Source organism: Salinifilum aidingensis, assembly GCF_054782015.1.
Genome location: NZ_BAAGTH010000001.1, coordinates 37,520 through 60,946, shown reverse-complemented (window position 1 = coordinate 60,946; position 23,427 = coordinate 37,520). Strand labels below are relative to the sequence as shown.

The window sequence follows — 23,427 nt, the reverse complement described above, 5'->3', positions numbered from 1 at the left end:
TGCCGGGCTAGGGCGTGGTGCGGCTATCCGCGCGGTGATCAGTCGAACTGGGTCAGGTACTGGTTGACGGCAGCTTCGGCCGCGCCCAGCAGGCCGCCGTGCCCGCCCAGTTCCGCCGGGCACAGCTGCAGCGGCACGTCCGGGCCGCGGAACTCGGCCAGCGCGGTTTCCAGGTCCGCGCGGGCGTGCTGCAGCAGCGGGGCGAGCAGTCCGCCGAGGATGACGCGCTCCGGGTTGAGGATGTTGGCCAGGTTGGCCAGTCCCTTGGCGGTGGGCGTGCACAGCGCGCGCAGCGCCTCGACGGCGTCGGTGTCGGTGGCGGCGCGGGCGAGCAGGTCGTTCAGCGCCGCGTGCCGGTCCTGCGGGTCGTGCACGCCGGCGTGGCGCAGCAGCGCGTCCGCGCCGATCTCGGTTTCCCAGCACCCGCGCCCGCCGCAGCGGCACCGCCGCCCGCCGGGGTCGGTGATCATGTGCCCGATCTCGCCGGCGTAGCCGGTGTGCCCGGTCAGCACCCGGTCGCGGGTGATGATGCCGCCGCCGACGCCGACTTCGGCGGAGACGTAGACGAGTTCGCCGCAGTCGCGCCCCGCGCCGCGGCGCTGTTCGGCCAGCGCGGCCAACCGGGCTTCGTTGCCGATGGCGATCGGCAGTGGCAGCGCGGCGGACCGGCGCAGCTCCGCGCCGAGGCTCAGGTCGTGCCAGTCCAGGTTGGGCGCGTGCATGACCTGACCGTCGGCACTGCGCACGAGGCCGGGCACGGCGACGCCGAGTGCGATCGGCTTATCGTCGGCCCGGCGCGTGCGGTCGGCGATGAGCTCGGTGATCTGGGTGAGGCTGCGCGCGGGTGCGCCGGGTTCCCGGTCGTGCGGCACGTGCTCCTCGTCGAGCAGCGCGCCGCCGAATCCGACGCGGCTGATGCGGATCGTGTCCACCTCGATCGCCACGGCCAGCACCTGGGCGCTGTCGTCGCGCGGGGAGACGATCCGGGGCGGGCGGCCGCGGCCGCCCTGCGGACCCGCCGCTTCGCCTTCTGCGGCCAGGCCGCGCTCGGCGAGTTCGGCGACGAGGTCGGCCACGGCGCTGCGGGTCAGTCCGGTGACCTCGCACAGGTCCGCGCGGCTCGTGGGCCCGTGCAGGTGGAGCTGCTGCAGGATCGTGCGCAGGTTGTGGCGGCGCAGGCCGGCCGGGGCGCGACCGGGCGTGGTCGAAGCAGTCACTGGTTCCTCGTTTCGGCGGGATCCCCGACCAGTATCGCCGATGGAGCGGGGTTGACGGAGCGGGCATTTTGTTTTTCCCTCTTTAAAATCATATTTGACGGAGGCCGATGCGATGACTCGGAAACGACCGTTCCTGCTCGCCACGGCGCTGAGCCTGTCCGCTGCCTGCCTCGGAACGACCGCCTCGACAGCGGCGGCCGAACCACCCGTCTACCGCGACCCGTCCTACGCCCCGGCCGAACGCGCGGCCGACCTCGTCTCCCGCATGACCGTCGAGGAGAAGGCCCAGCAGCTCACCTCCAGCCAGGCCCCGGCGATCCCGCGCCTGGACGTCAAGGCCTACGGGTGGTGGAACGAGGCCATCCACGGGGTCTCGCGGGAGCAGACCAACGACGGCGACGACCCGCCGGACCTGGTCAACACCACGTCCTACCCGACGAGCCTGTCCATGGGCGCGACCTGGGACCCGGAGCTCGTGCACGAGGTGGCCGACCAGGTCTCCAGCGAGGCCCGGGAAGTGGTGCGGGACAACCGCCTCGACCTCAACTTCTACTCGCCGACGGTCAACCTCGGCCGCGATCCGCGGTGGGGTCGCAACGACGAGACCTACGGCGAGGACCCGAAACTCACCGCGGCACTGGCCGCGCAGTACGTCAACGGGATGGAGGGCAAGGACCGCAACGGCGAGCTGCGGCCGGACAGCGGCGGGTACCTCAAGACCAGCACCACCATCAAGCACTTCGCCGCGAACAACAGCGAGTACAACCGCACCACCGGATCGTCCGACATGGACGAGAGCACGCTGCGGCAGTACTACGCCAAGCCCTTCGAGGCGGTCCTCGACCGCACCCAGCCGGGCTCGATCATGACCGCCTACAACCGGGTCAACGGCGTGCCGGCCACGGCCAGCACGCACCTGGTCGACACGCTCGCGCGCAAGACGTTCGGGTTCCGCGGGTTCTTCACGACCGACTGCGACTCGGCCCGCGAGATGCAGCACGGGCACCACTGGCAGCCGCCGGGTCGTGACGAGCCCGTCGGGCCGGTGGAGCGCAACGCCTACGCCAACGCGGCCGGGGTGGACCTGAACTGCAACCAGGGCCTGCACGACGAGCACCACTACGGCAACACGCTGCCCACTGCCGCGGAGCGGGGCACGCGAACCTCGAACGGTGCCTACACCGAGCACTTCCTGGACGCCTCGCTGGTGCGGATGTTCACCACCCGCATCCGGCTGGGCGAGTTCGACTCCGACGCGAACAACCCGTGGGTGCAGCGGGCGCGGGAACGCGTCCCGCGCGGCAGCTGGGAGAACTCCGAGGCGAACGAGGCCGTCACGCAGACCGACGAGCGGCTCGACCTCGCCCGGCGCGCCGGCAGCGAATCCCTCGTGCTGCTGCAGAACGACCCCGCGGCCGACGGCGAGAAGGTCCTGCCGCTCGACGTGCCGCGCAGCGGCCCCTTCCGCGTCGCGGTCGTCGGCGACTACGCCAACCCGGAGCAGATGTACCTGGGCGGTTACTCCAGCGAGCAGGGGCCGTCGGGCCGGGCCAACAACGTCAACGGCTTCGAAGGGGTCAAGCGGGCGATCAAGCGGATCAACCCGCAAGCCACCGTGGACTTCCTGCCCGGCACTGATCCGGAGGATCCCACCAAGGCCAACGCCGACTCGATCCGCAAGGCCGCGAACTACGACACGGCCCTGGTCTACGCGGGCACCGACGACGACCACGCCGAGGAGGAGAAGGACCGCGGGACGCTGCAACTGCCCGAACCGCAGACCGACCTGATCGAAGGCGTCGCGCACAGCAACCCGAACACCGCGGTGTACCTGGAAACCGTCGGCGCGGTCGACGTGACGCGCTTCGCCGACGACGTGCCCGCCATCCTGTGGAGCTCCTACAACGGGCAGCGCAAGGGCCAGGCCCTCGCCGACGTGCTCACCGGTGAGCACAACCCGAGCGGGCACCTGCCGTTCACCTGGTACCGCGGCGACGAGCAGCTGGGCGAACTCGGCGACTACGACATCAGGCCGCACGAGGGCGATCCCGGCCGCACGTACCGGTACTTCCGGGGCGATCCGTCCTACGCCTTCGGGCACGGCCTGAGCTACGGCGACTTCGACTACGGCGAGCTGCGCGTCGAGCGCGGCAGCGTCGACGCCAACGGGGCCGTGACCGCGCGGGCCACGATCACCAACCGCTCGGACACCGCCGGCTCCGACGTCGTGCAGCTGTACTCGAGTTCGCAGCAGCGGGGCGGGAGTTCGCAGCAGCGGGACGGGATTTCGCAGCAGCGGGGCGGGGAGGACCCGCGTCCGGACAAGCGCCTGGCCGATTTCCAGAAGGTGCGGCTGAAACCGGGCGAGAGCACCGAGGTCACCTTCCGCGTGCCCGTGCGCGAGCTGGCCTTCTTCGACGAGCAGCAGAACCGCTACACCGTCGACGACGCCTACGCGCTGCAGCTCGGCAGCTCCAGCGCGGACGTGGCCGACCAGCAGCGCGTGGACGTCATCGGCGAGCTCGTACCGAAACCGCAGTCCCTGTCCGTGACACCGCAGGCCGCCGGTGACCCGGACGGCAGCAACGCCTCCCGCGTGATGTACGCGCCGGGAACCGACATCGACCCGCGCCCGACGGTGGCGATGTCGGACGGCACCCGCCGCGGTCACGACGCCGAAGGCACCGCCGCACCACTGCCACCGGGGATGCGCATCAGCTACGAGTCCAACCGCCCCGAGGTGGTGCAGGTCGACGACAACGGTGTGCGCGCCCGCTCGGCCGGGGTCGCCACGGTGACCGCGACCGTCGAACACCGCGGTCAGACGCAGCGGACGTCCTTCGCCGTGCACGTCGGCAACGGCTCGTGAACACGGCGGGCACGCCTCCGCTGAACGGTGCCGCGCGGTCCCACCTCACCGGGCCGCGCGGCATCCGGGTCGCTGCGGTGCGCAGCGGCGGACCGGTCGCCGCCGAGAGCCCTGCTGGTGCAGGCGGCCCGGCGGCGGTGACCGATTCGCGACCTCCGAAGTGATTGACCGCACTCCACTTCTTCAGTAGCTTCCTCGCCGGAATTTCGTTCGTCGTCCGGTATATCGGACGACGGCGAGGGAGGCGATCCGCGATCCCGGAGCGAGCCGGAACCGCGGCGAGAACGGGGACGTTCCGACATGGTGTTAGCCGTCGACCAGCTGAGGCTGTCCATGAACTGGATGGACAACCTCATCCTGCTCATCTACTTCGCGGTGGTGCTCGGGGTGGCGCTCGCCGCCAAGCGCAGCGTCCGCAACAGCCTCGACTTCTTCCTGTCCGGCCGGTCGCTGCCCGCCTGGGTGACCGGCCTGGCGTTCGTGTCCGCGAACCTCGGCGCGATCGAGATCCTGGGCATGGCCGCCAACGGCGCGCAGTACGGGGCCTACACCGTGCACTGGTACCTCATCGGCGCCATCCCGGCCATGGTGTTCCTCGGCCTGGTGATGATGCCGTTCTACTACAACTCGAAAGTGCGCAGCGTCCCCGAGTTCCTGCTGCGCCGCTTCGGGCCCTCCGCGCACCTGCTCAGCGCCGCGCTGTTCAGCATCGCCTCGGTGCTCATCGCCGGGGTCAACCTGTTCGCCCTGGGCATCGTCCTGCGCGCGCTGCTGGGCTGGCCGCTGACCGGATCCATCGTGCTCGCCGGGATGTTCGTGCTCGCCTACATCGTCATCGGCGGCCTGTCCTCGGCGATCTACAACGAGGTCGTCCAGTTCTTCGTCATCGTCGCCGCGCTCGTCCCGCTGACCGTGCTCGGACTGGCCCGCGTGGGCGGTGTCGGCGGCCTCGTCGACCAGGTCACCGCGCAGCACGGCGCGCAGTTCCTCACCGCCTGGGGCGGCACCGGGTTCGGCCAGGACAACCCGCTCGGCGCGAACTGGCTGACGATCACCCTCGGCCTGGGCTTCGCGATCTCGTTCGGCTACTGGACGACGAACTTCGCCGAGGTGCAGCGCAGCCTCTCGGCGAAGAACCTCTCCGCTGCGCGGCGCACTCCGCTGATCGCCGCGTTCCCCAAGATGCTCATCCCGCTGGTCGTGGTGCTGCCCGGCATCATCGCGCTCATCGTGGAACCGGGACTCGGGCAGCCCGGCAGCCCGTACACGTACAACGACGCGATCCCGCTGCTCATGCGCGACCTGCTGCCCAACGGCGTGCTCGGCCTCGCGGTCACCGGCCTGATGGCCTCGTTCATGGCGGGCATGGCGGCCAACGTGTCCAGCTTCAACACGGTGTTCACCACCGACATCTGGCAGGTCTACATCAGGCCGCGCATGCCCGACCGGCACTACCTCGCCGTGGGGCGCGTGGTCACGGTCGTCGGCGTGGTCATCGGCATCGGCACGGCGTTCATCGCCTCGTCGTTCAGCAACCTCATGAACTACCTGCAGACGCTGTTCTCGTTCTTCAACGTGCCGCTGTTCGCCACGTTCATCCTCGCGCTGTTCTGGAAGCGGATGACCGCGGCGGCCGGGTTCTGGGGCATGCTGCTCGGCACGGCGGCGCCGGTCTGCTTCTACGTCAGCTACCAGACCGGGCTCGTGCCGATGGGCAGCGACCAGGCCGCCAACATGACCTCGGCGATCATCGCCTTCGTCGTGGACATCGCGGTCAGCGTCCCCGTCGCGCTGGCCACCCGGCCGAAGCCCGACTCCGAGCTCGTCGGGCTGGTCTACCGCCCGGAGATCATCCGCGACCGCGGCGAGCACCAGCTCGGCGACGACGCGTGGTACCGCAAACCCGCCCTGCTGGGCTGGGGCGCGGTCGCCCTCGCAGCGCTGTGCTACGTCCCGTTCTCCCCGTAGAGCCGCTCGCGGAGTCCGCGGGTCGGCCGTTGAGGAAAGGAAATCGCCATGTCCGATCCAGAGGCCGCGCAGGAACCCGGCACGACCGACGTGGCCGAGCTGAAGCGGCGCTCCGGCTCGGTGCAGCAGCTGTTCGACGTGCGCATGGTGGTCGGCGGGCTGTTCCTGGTCTACGGCGTGCTCATCGGCGGCGCCGGGGTCTTCGCCGGTCCCGCCGACCTGGCCAAGGCCCAGGGCATCAACATCAACCTGTGGACCGGGGCGTCGATGCTCGTCGTCGGTGCGCTGTTCCTGCTCTGGCTCGGGCGGCGCCCGCTGCGCCCGCCGGAGCAGGACTCCACCGCGGAGGAGCCGGCCGAGGCGGACGAGCAGCGCCCGGGCCGGTGCGGAGGTGGCGCGGCTCCGCCGTGAGGTCCCGGGGCGGGCGGTGAGGTCCCGGGGTGGGGAGCGGGCGGGTTCGGCGCTATCTTCGTCCGATGCGCACTGACGAGGTCAAGACGGTGCTGCTCGACGAGGTCGGGCCCGCGCAGCGGCCGCGGCTGGTCGACGCGCTCGGGGCGCTGCAGCTGGCGCCGGAGCAGGAGCGGTTCTGCCTGCCCCCGGACCTCGTCCTGCGCAAGGGCGAGGACAACCCGGCGCGGCACACCTTCGCGATCCTCGTCGAGCAGCGGGCCTGCGCGGAAGCCGTCGTGGTGGGCATCGGAGCGCTGCACCCGGGAGCCGCCAGCCCCGCCGTCTGCCGGGAGCCGCACGTGCTGCTGCGGGGCTTCGTCGTTGACGCGCGGTGGCAGGGGCGGGGAGTCGGCACGGCGGCGACCCGGGCGGCGGTCGAGCTGGCGCGCTCGCGGTTCCCCACCGCGGCCGCGCTCGTGCTGACGGTGCACACCGACAACGCGGCGGGGCAGCGGGCCTACGGCAAGTGCGGTTTCGAACCGACCGGCCAGCGGGTGCACGGGCGCTCGGGCCCCGAGCTCGTGATGATCGCCCGCCTGGGCTGAGCGCGGTGCCCGCGGTCCCGGGCCGCTGCTCTCAGGCCGCGGGCTGCTGCTCGGCCTCCTTCGCTCGGCGCGCCCAGTGCCCGGCCACGAGCGAGCCCGAGACGTTGTGCCACACCGAGAAGATCGCGGCGGGCAGTGCGGCGACCGGGTTGAAGTGCGTGGTCGCCAAGCTCGCCGCCAGCCCCGAGTTCTGCATGCCGACCTCGATGCTCACCGCGCGGCGGGCCGGTTCGTCCAGCCCGCACATCCGAGCGGCGGCGTAGCCGACGACGAGGCCGAGGCAGTTGTGCAGCACCACGGCGATGAGCGCGGCGAGCCCCACCGAGACGAGGTCCGCGGCGCTGCCGGCGACCACGGCCATCACCACGAGCATGATGCCGAGGACGCTGACCAGCGGCAGGGCCGGCTGCGCCCGGTCGACGGCGGGGGTCGCGAAACGGCGCACGAGCACGCCGAGCAGCACCGGCAGCAGCACCACCTGCAGGATCGAGACGAACAGGTCGGTGAAACCGACCTCGAGGTAGCGCCCCGCCAGCCCCAGCACCAGCAGCGGGGTGACCAGCGGCGCGGCGATCGTGGACACCGAGGTCATCGCGACGGACAGGGCGGTGTCGCCGCGGGAGAGGTAGACCATGACGTTCGACGCCGTGCCGCCGGGGGCGCAGGCGACGAGCAGCACGCCGGTGGCCAGTTCCGGACCCAGCTGGAGCGCGGTGACGACGACCCACCCGATGGCGGGCATGACGAGGAACTGCGCGGCCAGCCCGATGAGGAAGGCGCCGGGCCTGCGGGCGACGTAGCCGAAGTCGGCGGCGCGCAGCGTCATGCCCATGCCGAACATGATCAGTGCGAGCAGCCAGGGGACGGCCGGTTCGAGGGAGTCGAACACCCCGGGCGCGGCGAGTGCGATCGCCCCGGCCACGAGCACGATCGGCGCGAACCAGCGGCCCACGAAGTCGCTCACTGCTCTGAGCTGTTGCACAGCGGCCCTCCCGATACCCATCTCGTCCGACTGGGTGAGACTACGCGCCCGCATTGCGAGATGACCACCGGTGTGTGGCGGCCGCGACCCCGCGGTCCCGCAACCGCGCGGCCCCGCGAGCGCGCTCCCGCTGCCCCGCGGCCGCGCTGCCGCGCCGATGCGTTCCGGCGGATCTTCGGGTAGTGGTGGGCGTGGGGCACCGATGGTGGTGTCGCGCGCTGTGATCGCTTCGATACGCTCGGCGAAATCGGGAAATCGCGCGAGTCGTTCCCGGTGGTCTTCGCGGGAATTCTGGCGGTTCGCACGCCGAAGGAGGAATCACGCATTCCGGGCGGGCGGAATGTCCTTCCGGTGCCGAAAGGCGGGAACGCGGCGGAAATCGGGGAGGTCGTTCCGTTCGGCGGAAAGGCGCCGCATCCGGAAGGGTTGTCCGCGGTCGCGGGGTGGCCTGTTAACGTTTTGCGGGCGTCGAGGTCGGCTCGTCCTTCGAACGGTGCAGTGCTGTCACGCGATTCGTGGTCGTGCCGGTTACCAAGTGTGCGAAATCGAGGTTGGCGTGTGCTCGTTTCGGGACGTGCTCCCGTTCGTCCGTGCTGACCGAGTGACGAAACAGGATCGACACAGTGACTGACCAGCATCCAGTGGAGAGCGGCGACGAGGACCTCCGCCGCCCGCTCGCCCGACTCCTCACCGAACGGGCGCGCACACGCGCGGACGCGGCGTTCCTGCAGGACGCGCGCAGCGGACGTCGGTTGAGCTACACCGATATCGACGAGGTGGTGCGGCGCTACGACCGCGCGCTGGCCGGCGCCGGTGTGCCCGGTGGCGGCCGCGTCCTCGTGGACGTGGTGAACCCGGTCGCCTTCGCCGGTGCCTACCTCGGGTTGATCGCCTCCGGCCGCTGCGCCGTGCCGGTCAACCCGAAGGCCCCCATCGCCGAGGTGCACCGCGACACCGCGGCCGCCGAGCCGTGCCTGGCGATCACCGACCGGCAGGAGCGCTTCGACGAGTACGGCCTGCCCGCGCTGGTCGTGGACGTCGACGGGCCCGCGGGCGGGCACGACGACGCCGGCTCCGCCGAGCACCCCGAACCCGTCGGCTCCGCCGGGGCGGGCCGGGCGGACGGCTCGGCGCTGCTGGTGACCTCCGGCTCCACGAGCGCGCCGAAGGCGGTGGAGCTGTCCGAGCACCGGCTGCTGCACGTGGCCGCGTCCATCGCCGCGCACAACGGGCTGACCGAAGCCGACCGCGGGTACAACTCGCTGCCGCTGTTCCACATCAACGCCGAGGTCGTCGCCCTGCTGGCCAGCCTGCACGCCGGGGCCTGCCTCGTGCTCGACGAGCGGTTCCAGCGGCACGGCTTCTGGGAGCGGATGACCGAGCTGGACGTCACCTGGATCAACGCGGTCCCCGCGATCCTGACGATCCTGTCCGAGGAGCCCGTGCCCGCGCGGCCGCCGCGCCTGCGGTTCGTCCGCTCCGCCTCGGCGCCGCTGCCGACCGCCGTGCGCCACCGAATCAGCCAGCGCATCGAGGCCCCCGTGGTGGAGAGCTACGGGATGACCGAAGCGGCCAGCCAGATCACCGCCACCCCGCTGGACGGCAGCGCCCCCGAGGGCTCCTGCGGTCGGCCGGTGGGCGTCGAGCTGGAGGTCCGCGGAGCCGAGCGCGAGGCCCTGCCCGCCGGTGAGGTCGGCGAGGTGTGGATCCGCGGCGCCGGCGTGATCACCGGCTACGTCGGCGGGCGCGCCGCCGAGCGCTTCGACGCCGACGACTGGCTCGACACCCGCGACGTGGGCTACACCGACACCGACGGCTTCGTCTACCTCGTCGGCCGCGCCGACGACGTGATCAACCGCGGCGGGGAGAACATCTACCCGCGCGAGATCGAGGAGGTCGTGCTGGCCGACCCGCAGGTGCACGAGGTCGCCGTGGTCGGCAGGGGCCACGAGGTGCTGGGGTCCGTGCCGGTCGCCCACGTCATCCCGACCGAGATGCCCGAGGGGCGAGCCGGGTGCGATGCGCTCGCGGAGCAGCTGAGCGCGCGGTGCGCCGAGCGGTTGAGCCGCTTCAAGCAACCGGAGGAGATCCGGATCGTCTCGGACTTCCCCCGCGCCTCCACCGGCAAGGTGCAGCGCCACCGCCTGCACGAGCAGAGCTCCGTTCCGGTATGACCGCGCGCAGCACCGAGCAGACCGCAGCGGCCGCGGAGCCCCCCGCCGCGGCCGGTTCCGGCGCAGCGACCTCCGCGGGTGCGGGGGCCGATCCCGCTGGGGGCGGCTCCGCGGACTCCGCTTCCACCGGATCCGGTTCCGCGGGGGCCGCGAGCGCGGGATCCGGCAAGTCGGGCGGGCACGGGTACCTGTACCAGATCGACCTGTTCCGGCTGCTGACCTTCGCCGCCGTGATCCTGGTGCACACGCTCAGCGCCGTGGCGATGCTGCCGCTGTGGCCGGGGCAGCTGGCGCAGACGCTGCTGCACTTCACCCGCGAGGCGTTCTTCGCGCTCACCGGGTTCGTGCTCACCTACCAGGCGCTGCGGCGCCCGCTGCCGGCCGCGACGTTCTGGCGCAAGCGGTTCCCGCTGGTCGCCGGGCCGTACGTGGTGTGGACGGTGGTGTACTGGTTCGTCGCCACCTGGCCCGTGCGCGACGAGGTGACCTTCGGCGAGGCCGTTTTCGGCGGGCTGCTGCCCGGCGTGGTCACCGGCAGCGGTTGGTACCACCTGTACTTCCTGCTGGTCACCCTGCAGGTGTACCTCGTGTTCCCCGCGCTGGTGGGCCTGCTGCGCGCGACCGCCGGCGGGCACAGGTGGGTGCTGCTGATCAGCCTCGCCGCGCAGGTCGGCGTGGCGTGGTGCGTCATCGCCGCGCCGTTCGCCCGCTGGTTGTGGGACAACGTGGACGTCACGGTCCTCGGCTACCAGTTCTACACCGTGCTCGGCGCGGTCGCCGCGATGCACTTCGACGCGTGGCACGCGTGGGTGCGCCGCCACGGCCTCTGGTTCGGCGTGGCGTTCCTCGCGGCGCTGGCCTGGGCGATCGGCTCGTACTCCGCCGTCGTCGCGCGGGGCGAGTCACCGGTGCTGGCCAGCAACGTGTTCCAGCCCTTCGCGATCCCGTACTTCGTGGCGGTCATCGCCGCGCTGTACGCGGTCGGCGCGTGGTGGGCGGCGCGGCGCCGGCCCGGCGGTGCCGCCTCGCGCGTGGTCGACTACGCCTCCGACCGCTCCTTCGGGATCTTCCTCGCGCACCCGCTCGTGCTGGTCGTCCTGGTCTTCCCGGCGCGCGCGCTGGCGGGCGTCATCGGCGTGGTCCCCGCAACCGCGCTGCTGTACCTGGCCACGGTCCTCGGAACCGTGGTGCTCGCGGACGTGCTGCGGCGTCTGCCCGGAAGCAAGGTCCTGACCGGACGTCCCCGCGTCCCCTGGGGACGCTTCCTGCGGTGACGCGGACGGCCATTCCAACGATCGAGGACGAAGAAGCGCCATGGGATCACCCTCGCAAGCCAACGGTGCCCGGCGGTCGCTGTTACCGCGGGTGAAGGTGCGCAGCAGGCTGCTCGCGCTGCTGTGCGCCATGTACTTCATCACCTACGTGGACCGGGTGAACATCTCCGCCGCGGGCCCGGCGATCCGCGAGGACCTCGGCCTGAACAACACCGAGTTCGGGCTGGCGCTGTCCGCGTTCGCCGTGCCGTACGCCTTCTTCCAGGCGTTCGGCGGCATCCTGGCCGACAAGTTCGGGCCGCGCCGCATCCTCGGGCTCTTCGGGCTCATCTGGGCGCTGTCCACGGTGTTCACCGGGTTCGCCGGCGGCATCATCAGCCTGTTCGCCGCCCGGCTGGCGCTGGGCTTCGGCGAGGGCGCCTCGTTCCCCTCGGCCACGCAGGCCATGGCCCGCTGGCTGCCGCCCGAGCGCCGCTCCTGGGGGCAGGGCATCACGCACGCGTTCTCCCGCATCGGCAACGCCATCACCCCGGTGATGGTCGGTGCGATCATCGCCATGTGGGACTGGCGCGCCGCGTTCTGGATCCTCGGCGCGGCCAGCCTCGTCTGGGTCGCCGTCTGGTGGTGGTTCTACCGGGACAGCCCCGCGGCGCACCCCGATGTCACGCAGGAGGAACTGGCCGAACTGCCCGCCGAGCGGGAGCGCGGCGAGAAGCCGAAGACCCCGTGGCGGCGCCTGCTGCCGACCGTGCTGCCGCTGACGTTCGTGGACTTCTGCTACGGCTGGATGCTGTGGATCTACCTGACGTGGATCCCGTCGTTCTTCTCCGGCAGCTTCGACCTCGAACTCGAGAAGTTCACCCTGTTCACCTCGCTGGTGCTGGTGGCGGGCGTCATCGGCGACACCGTCGGCGGGCTGCTGTCCGACTGGTTGCTGGCCCGAACCGGCGACGCGCGCATCGCCCGGCGCCGCATCCTCGTCGGCGGGCTGGCCGGCTCGTTCGTGTTCGTCATCCCGACGCTGCTCGTGCACGACCTCGTGCTGGTCACGCTGTGCCTGGCGGTGGCGTTCTTCTTCCTGGAGATCTGCAACCCCGTGCTGTGGGCCACGGCCATGGACATGGCCCCGGAGCACGCCGGCACCGCCGGCGGCCTGATGAACACCGGCTTCGGCCTGGCGGGCATGCTCTCGCCGGCGATCTTCGGGCTGCTGGTCGACCGGACGGGCAGCTGGGTCGTGCCGTTCGTCGTCTCCGCGGCGCTGCTGGCCATCGGCTGCCTCGTGGCCTCGCGGTTGAACGTGAACGCGCAGGTGAGGAGCGAAACCGCCGCTGCGCGGTAGGGGGGACTTCGCCGGATCGGCTGTTGGGGGCGGGTGGACCCGTTGGCCCGGGGCGCGGGGCTGGTCGTGGCCACCGCTGCCCGCCCGCTCCGCGTCACGCTGATCGCCTCGCCGTGCTCAGCCGCCGTCGCCGTCGTCCTCCTCGTCGTCCTCGTCCTCGTCGTGCGCGCCCCGGGCGGGCACGCGCTCGGCCGGGGGCTCGGGCATGTGGATGCGCGGGCGCGAGTCGAGGAAGCTCTCCATCGCCGAACGGTTCTCCGGTGAACTCCCCGTGATCACGACGTCGTCCGGATCGGCGTTGTCGGCGATGCTCGACCCGCCGCTGCCGGCCCCGCTGACTTCGCTGCTGCGGGCCCCGGTTCCGGGGGAGCTGCTGCTGTTGCGGCCGACGGCGGTGCTGCGCGCCCGGGAAGTTCCGCTGCGCAGGGGACGCGTGTCCTCGTGGGAGACGGCTTCGGCGCGCTCCTGGCGCACGGCGCGGGCCGCGGTGCGCAGCTCGTTGTCGTCGAGCAGGCTGGCGAGGTCGCGGGCGAAGCGGTGCCGCTGGGACGGGGGGAGGGAGGCGACGAGCGCGAGCGCGTGATCGCTCGCGGTGGCGTCCCGGCGGGGAGCGGACCCGGTGGTCGGGGCGGACTCGCGCGCGTTGAGCGTGCCGCCGGGATCGTCACCGGAGTCGTCGGAGTCGTCGGTCGCGCCGGGCCGCCGCGCACCGCCGCGCCGGGTGCGGCGCGCGCCGCGCCCGCTGCGGCGCAGCACGCGTTCGGCCTGCACGTAGGCGAGGATCGTCGGCGCGAGCACGCTGACCACCGCGAGCACGATCCACACCCACGTGGGCCAGCCGCTGATCAGGCCTAAGACGATCCACACGAGCGCGGCGCCGGTGGACAGCACGCGCAGTCTGGTCTTCTGGTCCTCGCTGAGCATGATCACTCCTCGCGTCCGCTCCGACCGGATGCGTCCGCCGGAGCGGGCGCCCGCTCCGGTGAACGTGATCCGCACGCATCATGGCATTCGCGGGCACCGGTGCGTGATCGCCGCGGCGCGGGAGCCGGCGCTGCGGGGCCCGGAGCCGGCGCCGGGGGGGTCGGGGTCCCGCAGTGAGCGGAGCAACGCGCGCACGGCTCGCGATCGTTCGTCGACGAATGTCGAAATAGACGTTCGTCTAAGCATTCCGAGGCGCGGCACCGCGCCGCCGCGCAGGCCGGCGGCATCCGGCCTCCGGACGATCGAGCGGGAGGACGTCGACGTGACGGACGAGCAGCAGCCCCGGGCGGGGGCGCCGCGCACGCGCGACGCCGTCGTCATCGGTGGCGGGCAGGCCGGCCTGGCCGCGGGGTACTTCCTGCGCCGGGCGGGGCTGGACTTCGCGGTCCTCGACGCGCGCTCCGCCCCCGGCGGCGCCTGGCGCGACATGTGGGACTCGCTGCACCTGTTCTCACCGGCCGAGCACAGCCCGCTGCCCGGGTGGTGGATGCCGCGGCAGGACGGTCGGGAGTACCCCGATGCGGCCCACGTGGTGCGCTACCTCGAGCGCTACGAGCAGCGCTACGAGCTCCCGGTGCACCGGCCGGTGCGGGCCGCGTCCGTGCGGGACGCGGGCGGCCCGCTGCGCGTCGACACCGACCGCGGCGCGTGGCACGCGCGGTTCGTGCTCAGCGCCACCGGCACGTGGGACCGGCCGCGCGTGCCCGACTGCCCCGGGCGGGAGCTCTTCACCGGGCGCGAGCTGCACACCGCGGACTACCGCTCCCCGGAGGAGTTCCGCGGCCTGCGCGTCGCCGTCGTCGGCGGCGGCAACTCGGCCGCGCAGATCCTCGCCGAGCTCTCCGAGGTCGCCGAGGCGCTGTGGCTCGCGCGGCGCCCGCCCCGGTTCATGCCGGACGACGTGGACGGCCGCGTGCTGTTCGACGTGGCCACCCGGCGGCAGCGCGCCCGGGGGGCCGGGCAGTCCGACCCGCCGGCAGTGGGCGACCTCGGCGACATCGTGATGGTGCCGAGCGTGCGCGCCGCCCGGGACCGCGGTGCGCTGCGGGCGCACGGCATGTTCGACCGGCTCACCCGCGACGGCCTCGCCTGGGACGACGGCACCGAGTGGTCGGCCGATGCGGTGCTGTGGTGCACCGGGTTCTCCCCGAACCTGGACCACTTGGAGCCGTTGGGCCTGACCTGGCAGGACGGCGTCGTCAAGACCGAGGGGACCCGCTCGGTCGACGACCCGCGGCTGCACCTGCTCGGCTACGGCGACTGGACAGGCCCTGCCTCGGCGACGCTCATCGGCGCCGGCCGGCACGCGCGCGGGGCCGTCGACGAGATCACCGAGCAGCTGCGCGTCAGCGGGCGATGAACCCGCCGTCGACGTAGAGCTCGGACCCGGTCATGAACGAGGCGTCGTCGCTGGCGAGGAACGCGACCCCCGCGGCGATCTCCTCGGGGCGGCCGAGACGACCCATCGGCGTGCTGTCCACCATGGTCTTCTTGTCGCCGTTCTCCCCGGACAGGAGCGGGGTTTCGACGAATCCCGGGTGGATCGAGTTCACCCGGATCCCGGAGGGGGCCCACTCCAGGGCGATGTTCTTGGTGAGCGTGCGCACCGCGCCCTTGGCCGAGTGGTAGGCGGGGTTGGTCCCGAACCCGCCGCTGGTGCCGAAGATCGAGCTGACGTTGATCACCGCCGCGTGCCGCGAGGCGTGCAGGGCCCGCGCCGCGGTGCGCATGCCCAGGTACATGCCCGTCTGCAGGACGGCGACGACCCGGTTGTACTCCTCCAGCGAGACGTCCTCGACCCCGCCCTGGTCGGCGAGGCCCGCGTTGTTGACGAGGACGTCCAGCGCGCCGGACTCGTCCGCGGCCGCCGCCACCGCGGCTTGCCACTGGCGTTCGTCGCGCACGTCGTGCTGCACGAGCTCGGCCCGGCCCCCGCGCTCGCGGATCTCCTCGACCGTCCGGGTTCCGGCGACCTCGGCGATGTCGGAGACCGCCACCGCGGCGCCCTCGTCGGCCAACCGCAGCGCGGTGGCCCGTCCGATCCCGCTGGCCGCGCCCGTGACCAGCGCTGTCCTGCCCTGCAGTCGCGTCATCGTCTGCTCGCCGTCCTCTCCGCCTCGGCTCCCGGGGACGCGGTGGTCTCGTCCACCCCAGCACCGCACGCCGCGGCACCCCAGTACTCCAGCACCGCAGCACTCGCGGCACCGCAGCACCGGTGGCCGCCGTGCCGATCGTAGGACCGCAGGGGGCTCGGCGCGCCGCACGACGCGTCCCGGGGTGAACATGTCGCGAGAAATGTCCACCCAGGCTCGGCGTGCGGGGTCGACGTACCGGGGTGGGCGACCGGGTCAGCTCCGCCGGTCGAGCTCCTCGTGGGCGATCCCGGCGCGGTCCTCGGCCTCCGGCGGCGGTGTGATGGTCACGCCGACGTCGGTGAGGATGCTCAGGTCCAGCTCCCAGGTGACAGCCGAGCGCTTGCTCCACAGCTCGAACGCGGCCTCCACGTGCTCGGTCGCGTCCTGCTCGGACAGGCCCGTCACCGAGCACAGGTGCCGCAGCGCCTCCTCGTCGCGCCCGCGCACCTGCGCGTAGCCGAAGTGCGTGACCGCGTGGCAGTCGGTGCACAGGCAGATCAGCCGCCGCAGCGCCTGCGTGCGCGCCTCCTCGTCGTAGGCCCAGCGCTCGTGCGCCTCCAGCCACCGCCCGCTGTCGCGGTCCTGACCGCGACCGCACACCTCGCAGCTGTGCCCGGTGCGGCGGGTGATCATCCGCCGCAGCCGCTCCCAGTCCTTGCCGCTGACGCAGGAGCGCACGTTGGTGAACCAGCAGGTCGACGGCACGAGGTCGACGAACAGCCCGGAGCCGAACGAGCGGTCCTCGCCGGGCAGCAGGTCGGGAACGTCCTCGAGCGCCTCCCACCTGGACAGTTCCGCCATGCCCGGTCGCGGCGCGTACCAGCGCTTCTCGTGCCGGTCCCACCGCGCGCCCGCGGCCTTGGCCTCGTCCTTCTCCGCGAACGGCACGTCCAGCCACACGTGCTGCGGCTGCTCGGTCTCCACCGGCACGGCCGGCTTCTCGGTCAGCAGCGGCCACCCGTCCGCTTCGGCGCGCACCTGCGCGGCGCGCTGGCGCAGCTGCTCCGCCTCGGGATTGCCGGGTGTGGCCTTGCGCTGGAGGAAGTCCGCGAAACCGCGCTGCTGCTCGCGGTACCACGCCGCCTGCTGCTCGTGCAGGGTGGACAGCGCGGCGTAGCCGATCTCGTCCGGGTGCGCCTTGGCCATCCGCCACGCCAGCCGCGCCGTGGACAGCGCATCGCCGGCGGAGCTGTGCGCCTCCTCCTGCTTGACGCCGTAGTGCTCGCACAGCGCGGTGAGCGTGCGCTTGCCCTTCGGCCCCAGCATCGCCCGCCCCAGGCACAGCGGGTCGACGACCGGGCCCGCCTGCTCCAGGCCGCGGTCGTGGTGCCGCCGCAGCTCCGCGTGCAGCAGCGACAGGTCGAACGGCGCGTTGAACACCAGCAGCGGCACCGATTCCGACCACGGCGCCAGCGCCCCGGCGACCTCGGTCAGCACCGCGGCGGGATCCCGGCCGTGCTCGGCGGCGTGCTCGGTGCTGATGCCGTGCACCGCCGCGGCCTCCTCCGGGATGTCCACCCCGGGCGCGGCCAGCCACGTGCGGATCTCGGGCTCCTGGCCGGGAACGATGGAGACGACCGTGCCGGTGACGATCCGGTCGGTGGCCGTGTCCGTGCCGGTGGTCTCGAAGTCGAGCGCCAGCAGGTTGCCCTGCACCCACGACCCGGCCCGTCCCGACGACTCCGTCGCTGCGATCACGGGTCGAACGTATCGGACCGCGCAACGCGCGCGACCGCCCGGCGGGGCGAGCGCCGCCGGGCTACCGGTGTGCTGCGGCCGGCACCTCGCGGGCCGGGGCCGTGCCCGGCGTCGCCGTTCGCCCGCGCCGCTCAGCCGGGCTGCTGGTGGTGCCCCGCCGCGGTGGTGCCGCCGTCGACGAGCAGGTCGGCGCCGGAGACGAAGCTCGCGCCCGGGCCGAGCAGGAAGGCGGCGGCTTCGGCGATGTCGGCGGACGTGCCCGCGCGCCCGGCGTTGGAGGACTCGATCATCTGCTGCACGACCGCGCCGCGCTCGCCGTCGAGTTCGGACCGGCTCATGGGGGTGGCGATGACGCCGGGGCTGATCGAGTTGATCCTCGCTCCCCGGGCGCCCCAGGGGGTGCTGGCGGCCTGCACGCGCAGGATGTTGGCCCGCTTCGCGAAGGCGTAGGCGCTGCCCGGGTCGGTGAAGCCGGCCGCGTCGGCGACCGGCAGGGACAGCAGCTGGTCGGCCGGGGTGGTGGCCAACTGCCGCGAAACCTCCGGGGAGAAGGGCGGACGGCCGTGCGCTGCCATGCTGGCGATCGTCACTCCCGCGCCACCGGCAGCGATGACCGCGGCGAACTCCTCCAGGACCAGGGCCGTGCCGAGCAGGTTCACGTCGAGGACGGTCCGCACCGGAGCCTGCGCGGGGGACAGGCCCGCGGTGTGCACGACTTGCGCCACCGGTCCCAGTGCCGCTGCCGCCTCGGCCAGCGCGGCCACCGAGTTGCGCGCGGAGACGTCGACCGGTTGGCTCCGCACCTGGTGGCCCTCGTTCCGCAGAGCTGCCGAGTTCGCGTCGAGGACCGCCTCGCTCGCGTCGGCGAGCAGGATGGTGCGTCCGCTTCCGCAGCGGCGCGCGATGGCGAGCCCCATCCCGCCCGCTCCGATGATCACGGTCACGTTGCCGTCCAACGCACGTCCTTTCCGCGGGAGCTCGCTCCGCCGCCTTCCGGGGTCCACGACCCCGGCCGATCCGCGAAGCCCTTCAGTCAATTGACTGAACGCGAGTCTACCCGCTCCCGCGCGGGACGGCGGGTCTCGGCCTCAGCTGCGGACGGCACCGCAGCGCTCGACCAGGTCGACCGCGTTGAGCGGGGCGTGCGCGTGCATGTCGTTGTCGAAGTAGACGTACACGTCGCGGGCCGTGCGCTTCATCGCCGGCGCCAGCGCGTGCTCGGTGCCGCCGTTGTCCCCGGCGCGCCAGCCGCGGATGCGCCGCGCCCACGCGTCCAGCTCCTCCGCCCCGTAGTCGCTGGCGTAGCGCTCCTGCGCCCCGTGCAGCCGCACGTAGACGAAGTCGCTGGTGACGTCCTCCAGGTAGGGCCACTCCCCGGCGGCGTCGGCGATGACCAGGCCGATGTCGTGCTCCCGCAGCAGCTGCACCGCCTCGGCAGCGGCGAAGCTGCTGTGCCGCACCTCCACGGCGTGCCGCAGCGGCTGCTCGGCGTCGTCGACCTCGGTCAGCGCGCGGTCCTGCAGCCGCTCGTCGTGGCGGGCTGCCAGTTCGGCGGCCTCGCCCATCGTCCGCGGCAGCAGGGCGAAGAACCCGGCCAGCCGCTCGGCCTCGAACGGCAGCGACGGCGGCAGCTGCCACAGGACCGGGCCGAGCTTGCCGCCCAGCGCCAGCACGCCGGAAGCGAGGAAGTTCGCCAGCGGCGTCTCGGCGTTGCGCAGCTTCTTCATGTGCGTGAGGAACCGGCTGCCCTTGACCGAGAACACGAAGTCGTCCGGGGTCTGCTCGGCCCACTTGCGGTAGGTCTCGGGCTTCTGCAGCGAGTAGAACGACGCGTTGATCTCCGCCGAGCCGAGACGCTGCGACAGGTGGGCCAGTTCCCCGCCGCGCTTCAGGTCGTGCGGGTAGAACGGCCCGCGCCAGGCGTCGTAGACCCAGCCGGACGTGCCGATGCGGATCGGATGCTTCGCGGAGGACATAACGCCCCCACCGTAGCGAGCCAGGCCCACCCCGACACGTCCAGCGCCCGACCGGAGGGCACCCGGACCGCCCGGACCGGGACACCCCGGCCCGGGCGGCCTCCGGTGGTCAGCGCGCGGCGTTGTCCAACGCGCGCCGCACCAGCACGCGCGCCAGGTGCTCGCGGTACTCGGAGCTGGCACCGGCCTCGTCCGCGGGGGAGGTGCCCTCGGCGGCGCGCTCGGCCGCGTCCGCGCGGCCCGCCCCCGACTCCAGGGCCTGCTCCACGCCCGCGGCGCGCAGCGGGGTCGGGCCCATGTTCACCAGCCCGACGCGGTGGCCGCACACGGCCACCCCGACCACGGCCCAGTCGATCGCGCGGCGGGTGAACTTCTGGAAGTCCCAGCCCAGGCCCGCGGTGCTCGGCACCCGCACCTCGGTGAGCACCTCGTCCTCGCCGACGGCCGTTTCGAAGAAGTCGGCGAAGAACTCGGCCGCGGGGATTTCGCGGGTGCCGCTCGGCCCCTGCGCGACGAACACGGCCTCCAGCGCCAGCAGCACCGCGGGCAGGTCCGAGGCGGGGTCGCCGTGCACCACCGCGCCGCCGATCGTGCCGCGGTGGCGCACCTGCGGATCGCCGATCGTGCCCGCGGCGTGCGCCAGCAGCGGCGCCTCGGCGCGCAGCACGTCCGACGTGGCCAGGTCGTGGTGGCGGGTGAGCGCCCCGATGCGGATCAGGCCGCTCTCGCCGCGGACGTAGGACAGCTCGCGGAGGCCGCCGACGTCGACGAGCACCTCGGGCGCGGCCAGCCGCAGCTTCATCAGCGGCAGCAGCGAGTGCCCGCCCGCGAGCAGCTTCGCGTCCTCGCCGTGCTCGGACAGCAGGTTCAGCGCCTCGTCCACCGAGCTCGCCCGGCGGTAGGTGAATCCGGCGGGGATCATGCGCCACCTCCCGTGCGCTCGGCGGAGCCGTGCGGGCCCGCGCTGGTGGCGGCGCCGTCCCGGGCCGCGCTGAGCAGGGCCCGCACGATGTTGTGGTAGCCGGTGCAGCGGCACAGGTTGCCCTCCAGCCCCGAGCGCACGTCCTGCTCGGTGGGCTCGCCGTTCTCCCGCAGCAGCGAGACCCCGGCCATGACCATGCCGGGGGTGCAGAAGCCGCACTGCAGGCCGTGCTCCTCCTGGAAGGCCCGCTGCACCGGGTGCAGCTGGTCGCCGTCGGCGAGGCCCTCGACGGTGGTCACCTCCCGGCCGTCGGCCTGCGCGGCGAGCACCGTGCAGGACTTGACGGACTCGCCGTCCAGCAGCACGGTGCACGCGCCGCAGGAGGTGGTCTCGCACCCGGTGTTGGTGCCGGTGAGCCCGCAGGCCTCGCGGAGGTGGTGGACCAGCAGGGTCCGGTCCTCCACGTCGTGCTCGCGCGGCTCGCCGTTGACGTTGATGGAAACGTGCACGAAAGCTCCTCGAAGGTCGTTCAGCGCCGGTCGTTCGCCTGCCGGATCGCCCGCCAGACCCGCTCCGGCGTGGCGGGCATGTCGAAGTGCCGCACCCCCAGGTGCGCCACGGCGTCGATGACCGCGCTGTGCACCGCGGGGGTCGAGCCGATCGTGCCGGCCTCCCCGATGCCCTTGGCTCCCAGCGGGTTCAGCGTCGTCGGGGTCTCCTGCTCGAGCAGCTCGAAGCTCGGCAGGTCGGGCGCGGTGACGACGGCGTAGTCGGCGAGGGTGCCGGTCTGCGGGTTGCCCTCCTCGTCGTAGGACATGTGCTCCAGCAGCGCCTGCGCCGCGCCCTGGGCGATGCCGCCGTGCCGCTGCCCCTCGGTGAGCACCGGGTTGAGCACCGTGCCCGCGTCGTCCACCGTGATGTGCCGCCGGTGCTCCACCTTGCCGGTCTCGGTGTCCACCTCGACCACGGCCACGTGCGCGCCGAACGGGAACGTGGGCCGGTCCTCGGTGAAGTGCTCGTCGGCGGCCAGCTGCCCCTCGCTGCGCGAGGCCAGTTCCGCCCAGGACACCGACACGTTCGGCGAGCCGCGGACCCGCCAGGACCCGCTCCGCAGGTCCAGCTCCAGGTCCTGCTCGTCGATCTCGACGAGTTCGGCCGCCAGCGCCCGGCCCTTCTCCAGCACCTGCTCGGTCGCCCGGTGCACCGCGGTGCCGCCGAGCTGCAGCGACCGCGACCCCATGGTGCCCACGCCCCGCGGGATGCGGTCGGTGTCGCCGTGCACGACCTCGATGCGGTCGAGGTCGATGCCCAGCTGGTCGGACACGAGCATGGCGTAGGAGGTCCAGTGGCCCTGCCCGTGCGGGGAGCTGCCGGTGAGCACCAGCGCGCTGCCGTCGGGCCGGATCTCGACGTGGCCGGTCTCGCCCGCGGTCGCGTCGGGCGCGGTGATCTCCACGTAGGCCGACACGCCGATGCCGAGCTGGTGCACGTCGCCGCGCTCGCGCCGGCGCCGCTGCTGCTCGCGCAGCCCGCCGTAGTCCGCGGCGGCGAGGACCGCGTCCAGCGCCTTCTCGTACTCGCCGGTGTCGTAGACCGGGCCGCCCGACGTGGTGTACGGGAACTGCTCGGGACGGATGAAGTTCCTGCGCCGCACCTCGGCCGGGTCGGCGCCGATCTCGGCGGCGAACAGGTCCACGGCGCGTTCGACCGCGGCGGTGGCCTCCGGGCGCCCCGCCCCGCGGTAGGCGCCGACCGGCGTGGTGTTGGTGACCACCGCACGCGCGGTGGACCGCACCCGCGGGATGTCGTACACGCCGGAGACCATCATGCGGGTGAACGTGGGCAGGAACGCGCCCAACCGCGGGTAGGCGCCGGTGTCCTGCGTGATGTCCAGCCGGTAGGCCTCGATGGTGCCGTCGCGGCGGCCGCCGATCGTGATCGTGTGCCACTGCCCGCGGCCGTGCGTCATGCCGAGCATGTTGTCGCCGCGGTCCTCGCCCCACCGCACCGCCCGGCCGCTGCGCCGGGCCAGCCACGGCAGCAGCACGGATTCCTGGTCGATGCCGATCTTCGCGCCGAAACCGCCGCCCACGTCGGGCGTGACAACGCGGATCTGCTCGGCCGCCAGCCCCAGGTTCTCCTGCACCACGTCGCGGCAGGACTGCGCGTTCTGGTTGGACAGCCACAGCGTGACCTTGTCGCCGTCCCAGGCGCAGGCCGCGGCGCGGCCCTCCAGCGGCACGGCGGCGACGCGCTGGTTCTCGACCTCGCGGGTGACGACGACCTCGCAGTCGGCGAAGATGTCCTCGTCGGCCTCGCCGGCGGTCCCGACGGTGTTCGTGCCCGCCTCGTCGAACAGCACCAGCTCGTCGCGGGCGGCCTCGCGGGCGTCGACGACCGCGTCGAGCGGGTCGTAGTCCACTTCGACGAGTTCGGCCGCGTCCTTGCCCTGCGCGCGGGTCTCGGTGAGCACGGCGGCGACGGGTTCGCCGGCGTAGCGCACCGTGCCGCGGGCCAGGTGGGGTCTGCTCATGGCCTCCGGGGCGGGGCCGCCGAGCTGCCCGCCCGGCCCGAGCGGCGGGAGGTCCAGGTCCGCGCCGGTGAACACCGCGACCACGCCGGGCCGGGCGAGCGCTTCGGCGGTGTCGATCGCCGTGATCCGGGCGTGCGCCACGGGGCTGCGGACGAACGTCACGTGGACGGCGCCGGCCAGTTCGGGTTCGTCGAGGTCGTCCACGTAGGTGCCGCCCTCGGTGAGCAAACGCGGGTCTTCGCGGCGTTCGACCCGGGTGCCGAGAATGCTCAATGCTTCCTCGCAAGCTTCGTGGTGGGAAGGGAGCGGTGGCGGTCGGTTCGGGAACGCCGACCGGGCCGGGCGCGCCGGGGCA

Annotated in this window: 18 protein-coding genes; 8 read left to right on the top strand and 10 right to left on the bottom strand. The window is 72.8% G+C overall.

Going from position 1 to position 23,427, the window contains the following annotated elements; translation table 11 throughout:
• Window positions 1-38 precede the first annotated feature (38 nt).
• Window positions 39-1,217, bottom strand: a complete 1,179-nt coding sequence (locus tag ACYVJE_RS00295; RefSeq protein ID WP_461142745.1) for an ROK family protein — start codon at window positions 1,215-1,217, stop codon at window positions 39-41.
• Between the two features lie 112 nt (window positions 1,218-1,329).
• Between ACYVJE_RS00295 and ACYVJE_RS00290 the strand changes: the two genes are divergently transcribed.
• The 4 genes from ACYVJE_RS00290 (at window position 1,330) to ACYVJE_RS00275 (ending at window position 7,052) form a co-directional block, all read left to right on the top strand.
• Entirely contained in the window at window positions 1,330-4,086 is a 2,757-nt protein-coding gene (locus tag ACYVJE_RS00290; RefSeq protein WP_461142744.1) for a glycoside hydrolase family 3 C-terminal domain-containing protein, read from the top strand.
• A 300-nt stretch (window positions 4,087-4,386) separates the two neighbouring features.
• Entirely contained in the window at window positions 4,387-6,054 is a 1,668-nt protein-coding gene (locus tag ACYVJE_RS00285; RefSeq protein WP_461142743.1) for a sodium:solute symporter family protein, read from the top strand.
• Between the two features lie 48 nt (window positions 6,055-6,102).
• The gene (locus ACYVJE_RS00280) at window positions 6,103-6,465 is read left to right on the top strand and encodes a hypothetical protein (RefSeq protein WP_461142742.1); all 363 of its coding nucleotides are present in this window, start codon (window positions 6,103-6,105) and stop codon (window positions 6,463-6,465) included.
• A 65-nt stretch (window positions 6,466-6,530) separates the two neighbouring features.
• On the top strand, window positions 6,531-7,052 hold the full coding sequence (locus ACYVJE_RS00275) for a GNAT family N-acetyltransferase (RefSeq protein WP_461142741.1): 522 nt from the start codon (window positions 6,531-6,533) through the stop codon (window positions 7,050-7,052).
• Window positions 7,053-7,083: 31 nt separating this feature from the next.
• On the opposite strand, the gene ACYVJE_RS00270 is transcribed toward ACYVJE_RS00275, so the two are convergent.
• Window positions 7,084-8,016: a bile acid:sodium symporter family protein gene (locus tag ACYVJE_RS00270; protein WP_461142740.1), complete on the bottom strand. Its 933-nt coding sequence runs from the start codon at window positions 8,014-8,016 to the stop codon at window positions 7,084-7,086.
• Between the two features lie 641 nt (window positions 8,017-8,657).
• Here ACYVJE_RS00270 and ACYVJE_RS00265 point away from each other — a divergent pair.
• Genes ACYVJE_RS00265 through ACYVJE_RS00255 form a run of 3 tightly spaced genes read left to right on the top strand, consistent with a single transcriptional unit; the run spans window position 8,658 to window position 12,824 of the window.
• Window positions 8,658-10,208 carry a class I adenylate-forming enzyme family protein gene (locus ACYVJE_RS00265; RefSeq protein WP_461142739.1) on the top strand — a complete coding sequence of 517 codons (1,551 nt, stop codon included), beginning with the start codon at window positions 8,658-8,660 and terminating at the stop codon, window positions 10,206-10,208.
• Complete coding sequence (locus ACYVJE_RS00260) at window positions 10,205-11,482, top strand: acyltransferase (protein WP_461142738.1); 1,278 nt, start codon at window positions 10,205-10,207, stop codon at window positions 11,480-11,482. Before ACYVJE_RS00265 ends, ACYVJE_RS00260 begins: the two co-directional genes overlap by 4 nt.
• A gap of 40 nt (window positions 11,483-11,522) precedes the next feature.
• Window positions 11,523-12,824 carry an MFS transporter gene (locus tag ACYVJE_RS00255; protein WP_461142737.1) on the top strand — a complete coding sequence of 434 codons (1,302 nt, stop codon included), beginning with the start codon at window positions 11,523-11,525 and terminating at the stop codon, window positions 12,822-12,824.
• 117 nt (window positions 12,825-12,941) lie between these two features.
• Here the strand turns inward: ACYVJE_RS00255 and ACYVJE_RS00250 are convergent, their stop codons facing one another.
• Window positions 12,942-13,748 (bottom strand): hypothetical protein, encoded by an 807-nt coding sequence (locus ACYVJE_RS00250; protein WP_461142736.1) that lies wholly within the window; start codon window positions 13,746-13,748, stop codon window positions 12,942-12,944.
• A gap of 322 nt (window positions 13,749-14,070) precedes the next feature.
• On the opposite strand from ACYVJE_RS00250, the gene ACYVJE_RS00245 reads away from it, so the two are divergent.
• Window positions 14,071-15,168, top strand: a complete 1,098-nt coding sequence (locus ACYVJE_RS00245; protein ID WP_461142735.1) for an ArsO family NAD(P)H-dependent flavin-containing monooxygenase — start codon at window positions 14,071-14,073, stop codon at window positions 15,166-15,168.
• Here the strand turns inward: ACYVJE_RS00245 and ACYVJE_RS00240 are convergent.
• The 7 genes from ACYVJE_RS00240 to ACYVJE_RS00210 all read right to left on the bottom strand — a co-directional run bounded on the left by ACYVJE_RS00240 (window position 15,155) and on the right by ACYVJE_RS00210 (window position 23,345).
• Window positions 15,155-15,901: an SDR family NAD(P)-dependent oxidoreductase gene (locus tag ACYVJE_RS00240; protein ID WP_461142734.1), complete on the bottom strand. Its 747-nt coding sequence runs from the start codon at window positions 15,899-15,901 to the stop codon at window positions 15,155-15,157. The genes ACYVJE_RS00245 and ACYVJE_RS00240 overlap by 14 nt on opposite strands.
• Window positions 15,902-16,156: 255 nt before the next feature.
• A complete protein-coding gene (locus tag ACYVJE_RS00235; RefSeq protein WP_461142733.1) occupies window positions 16,157-17,641 on the bottom strand; it encodes a DUF5710 domain-containing protein in 1,485 nt (494 codons plus the stop codon).
• 131 nt (window positions 17,642-17,772) lie between these two features.
• On the bottom strand, window positions 17,773-18,597 hold the full coding sequence (locus ACYVJE_RS00230; protein ID WP_461142732.1) for an SDR family oxidoreductase: 825 nt from the start codon (window positions 18,595-18,597) through the stop codon (window positions 17,773-17,775).
• Between the two features lie 132 nt (window positions 18,598-18,729).
• Window positions 18,730-19,617: a DUF72 domain-containing protein gene (locus ACYVJE_RS00225; RefSeq protein WP_461142731.1), complete on the bottom strand. Its 888-nt coding sequence runs from the start codon at window positions 19,615-19,617 to the stop codon at window positions 18,730-18,732.
• Between the two features lie 109 nt (window positions 19,618-19,726).
• Window positions 19,727-20,539 (bottom strand): FAD binding domain-containing protein, encoded by an 813-nt coding sequence (locus ACYVJE_RS00220; protein ID WP_461142730.1) that lies wholly within the window; start codon window positions 20,537-20,539, stop codon window positions 19,727-19,729.
• Window positions 20,536-21,048 carry a (2Fe-2S)-binding protein gene (locus ACYVJE_RS00215; RefSeq protein WP_461142729.1) on the bottom strand — a complete coding sequence of 171 codons (513 nt, stop codon included), beginning with the start codon at window positions 21,046-21,048 and terminating at the stop codon, window positions 20,536-20,538. The genes ACYVJE_RS00220 and ACYVJE_RS00215 overlap by 4 nt, the downstream gene beginning before the upstream one ends.
• Window positions 21,049-21,068: 20 nt before the next feature.
• A complete protein-coding gene (locus tag ACYVJE_RS00210; RefSeq protein ID WP_461142728.1) occupies window positions 21,069-23,345 on the bottom strand; it encodes a xanthine dehydrogenase family protein molybdopterin-binding subunit in 2,277 nt (758 codons plus the stop codon).
• Window positions 23,346-23,427: the final 82 nt, after the last annotated feature.

Excerpts from the sequence above, each read along its gene's own strand:
- ACYVJE_RS00280 (WP_461142742.1), top strand. The coding sequence starts at position 6,103 with ATGTCCGATCCAGAGGCCGCGCAGGAACCCGGCACGACCGACGTGGCC.
- ACYVJE_RS00240 (WP_461142734.1), bottom strand. The coding sequence starts at position 15,901 with ATGACGCGACTGCAGGGCAGGACAGCGCTGGTCACGGGCGCGGCCAGC.
- ACYVJE_RS00255 (WP_461142737.1), top strand. The coding sequence starts at position 11,523 with ATGGGATCACCCTCGCAAGCCAACGGTGCCCGGCGGTCGCTGTTACCG.
- ACYVJE_RS00285 (WP_461142743.1), top strand. The coding sequence starts at position 4,387 with ATGGTGTTAGCCGTCGACCAGCTGAGGCTGTCCATGAACTGGATGGAC.
- ACYVJE_RS00225 (WP_461142731.1), bottom strand. The coding sequence starts at position 19,617 with ATGTCCTCCGCGAAGCATCCGATCCGCATCGGCACGTCCGGCTGGGTC.
- ACYVJE_RS00260 (WP_461142738.1), top strand. The coding sequence starts at position 10,205 with ATGACCGCGCGCAGCACCGAGCAGACCGCAGCGGCCGCGGAGCCCCCC.
- ACYVJE_RS00275 (WP_461142741.1), top strand. The coding sequence starts at position 6,531 with ATGCGCACTGACGAGGTCAAGACGGTGCTGCTCGACGAGGTCGGGCCC.
- ACYVJE_RS00250 (WP_461142736.1), bottom strand. The coding sequence starts at position 13,748 with ATGCTCAGCGAGGACCAGAAGACCAGACTGCGCGTGCTGTCCACCGGC.
- ACYVJE_RS00220 (WP_461142730.1), bottom strand. The coding sequence starts at position 20,539 with ATGATCCCCGCCGGATTCACCTACCGCCGGGCGAGCTCGGTGGACGAG.
- ACYVJE_RS00290 (WP_461142744.1), top strand. The coding sequence starts at position 1,330 with ATGACTCGGAAACGACCGTTCCTGCTCGCCACGGCGCTGAGCCTGTCC.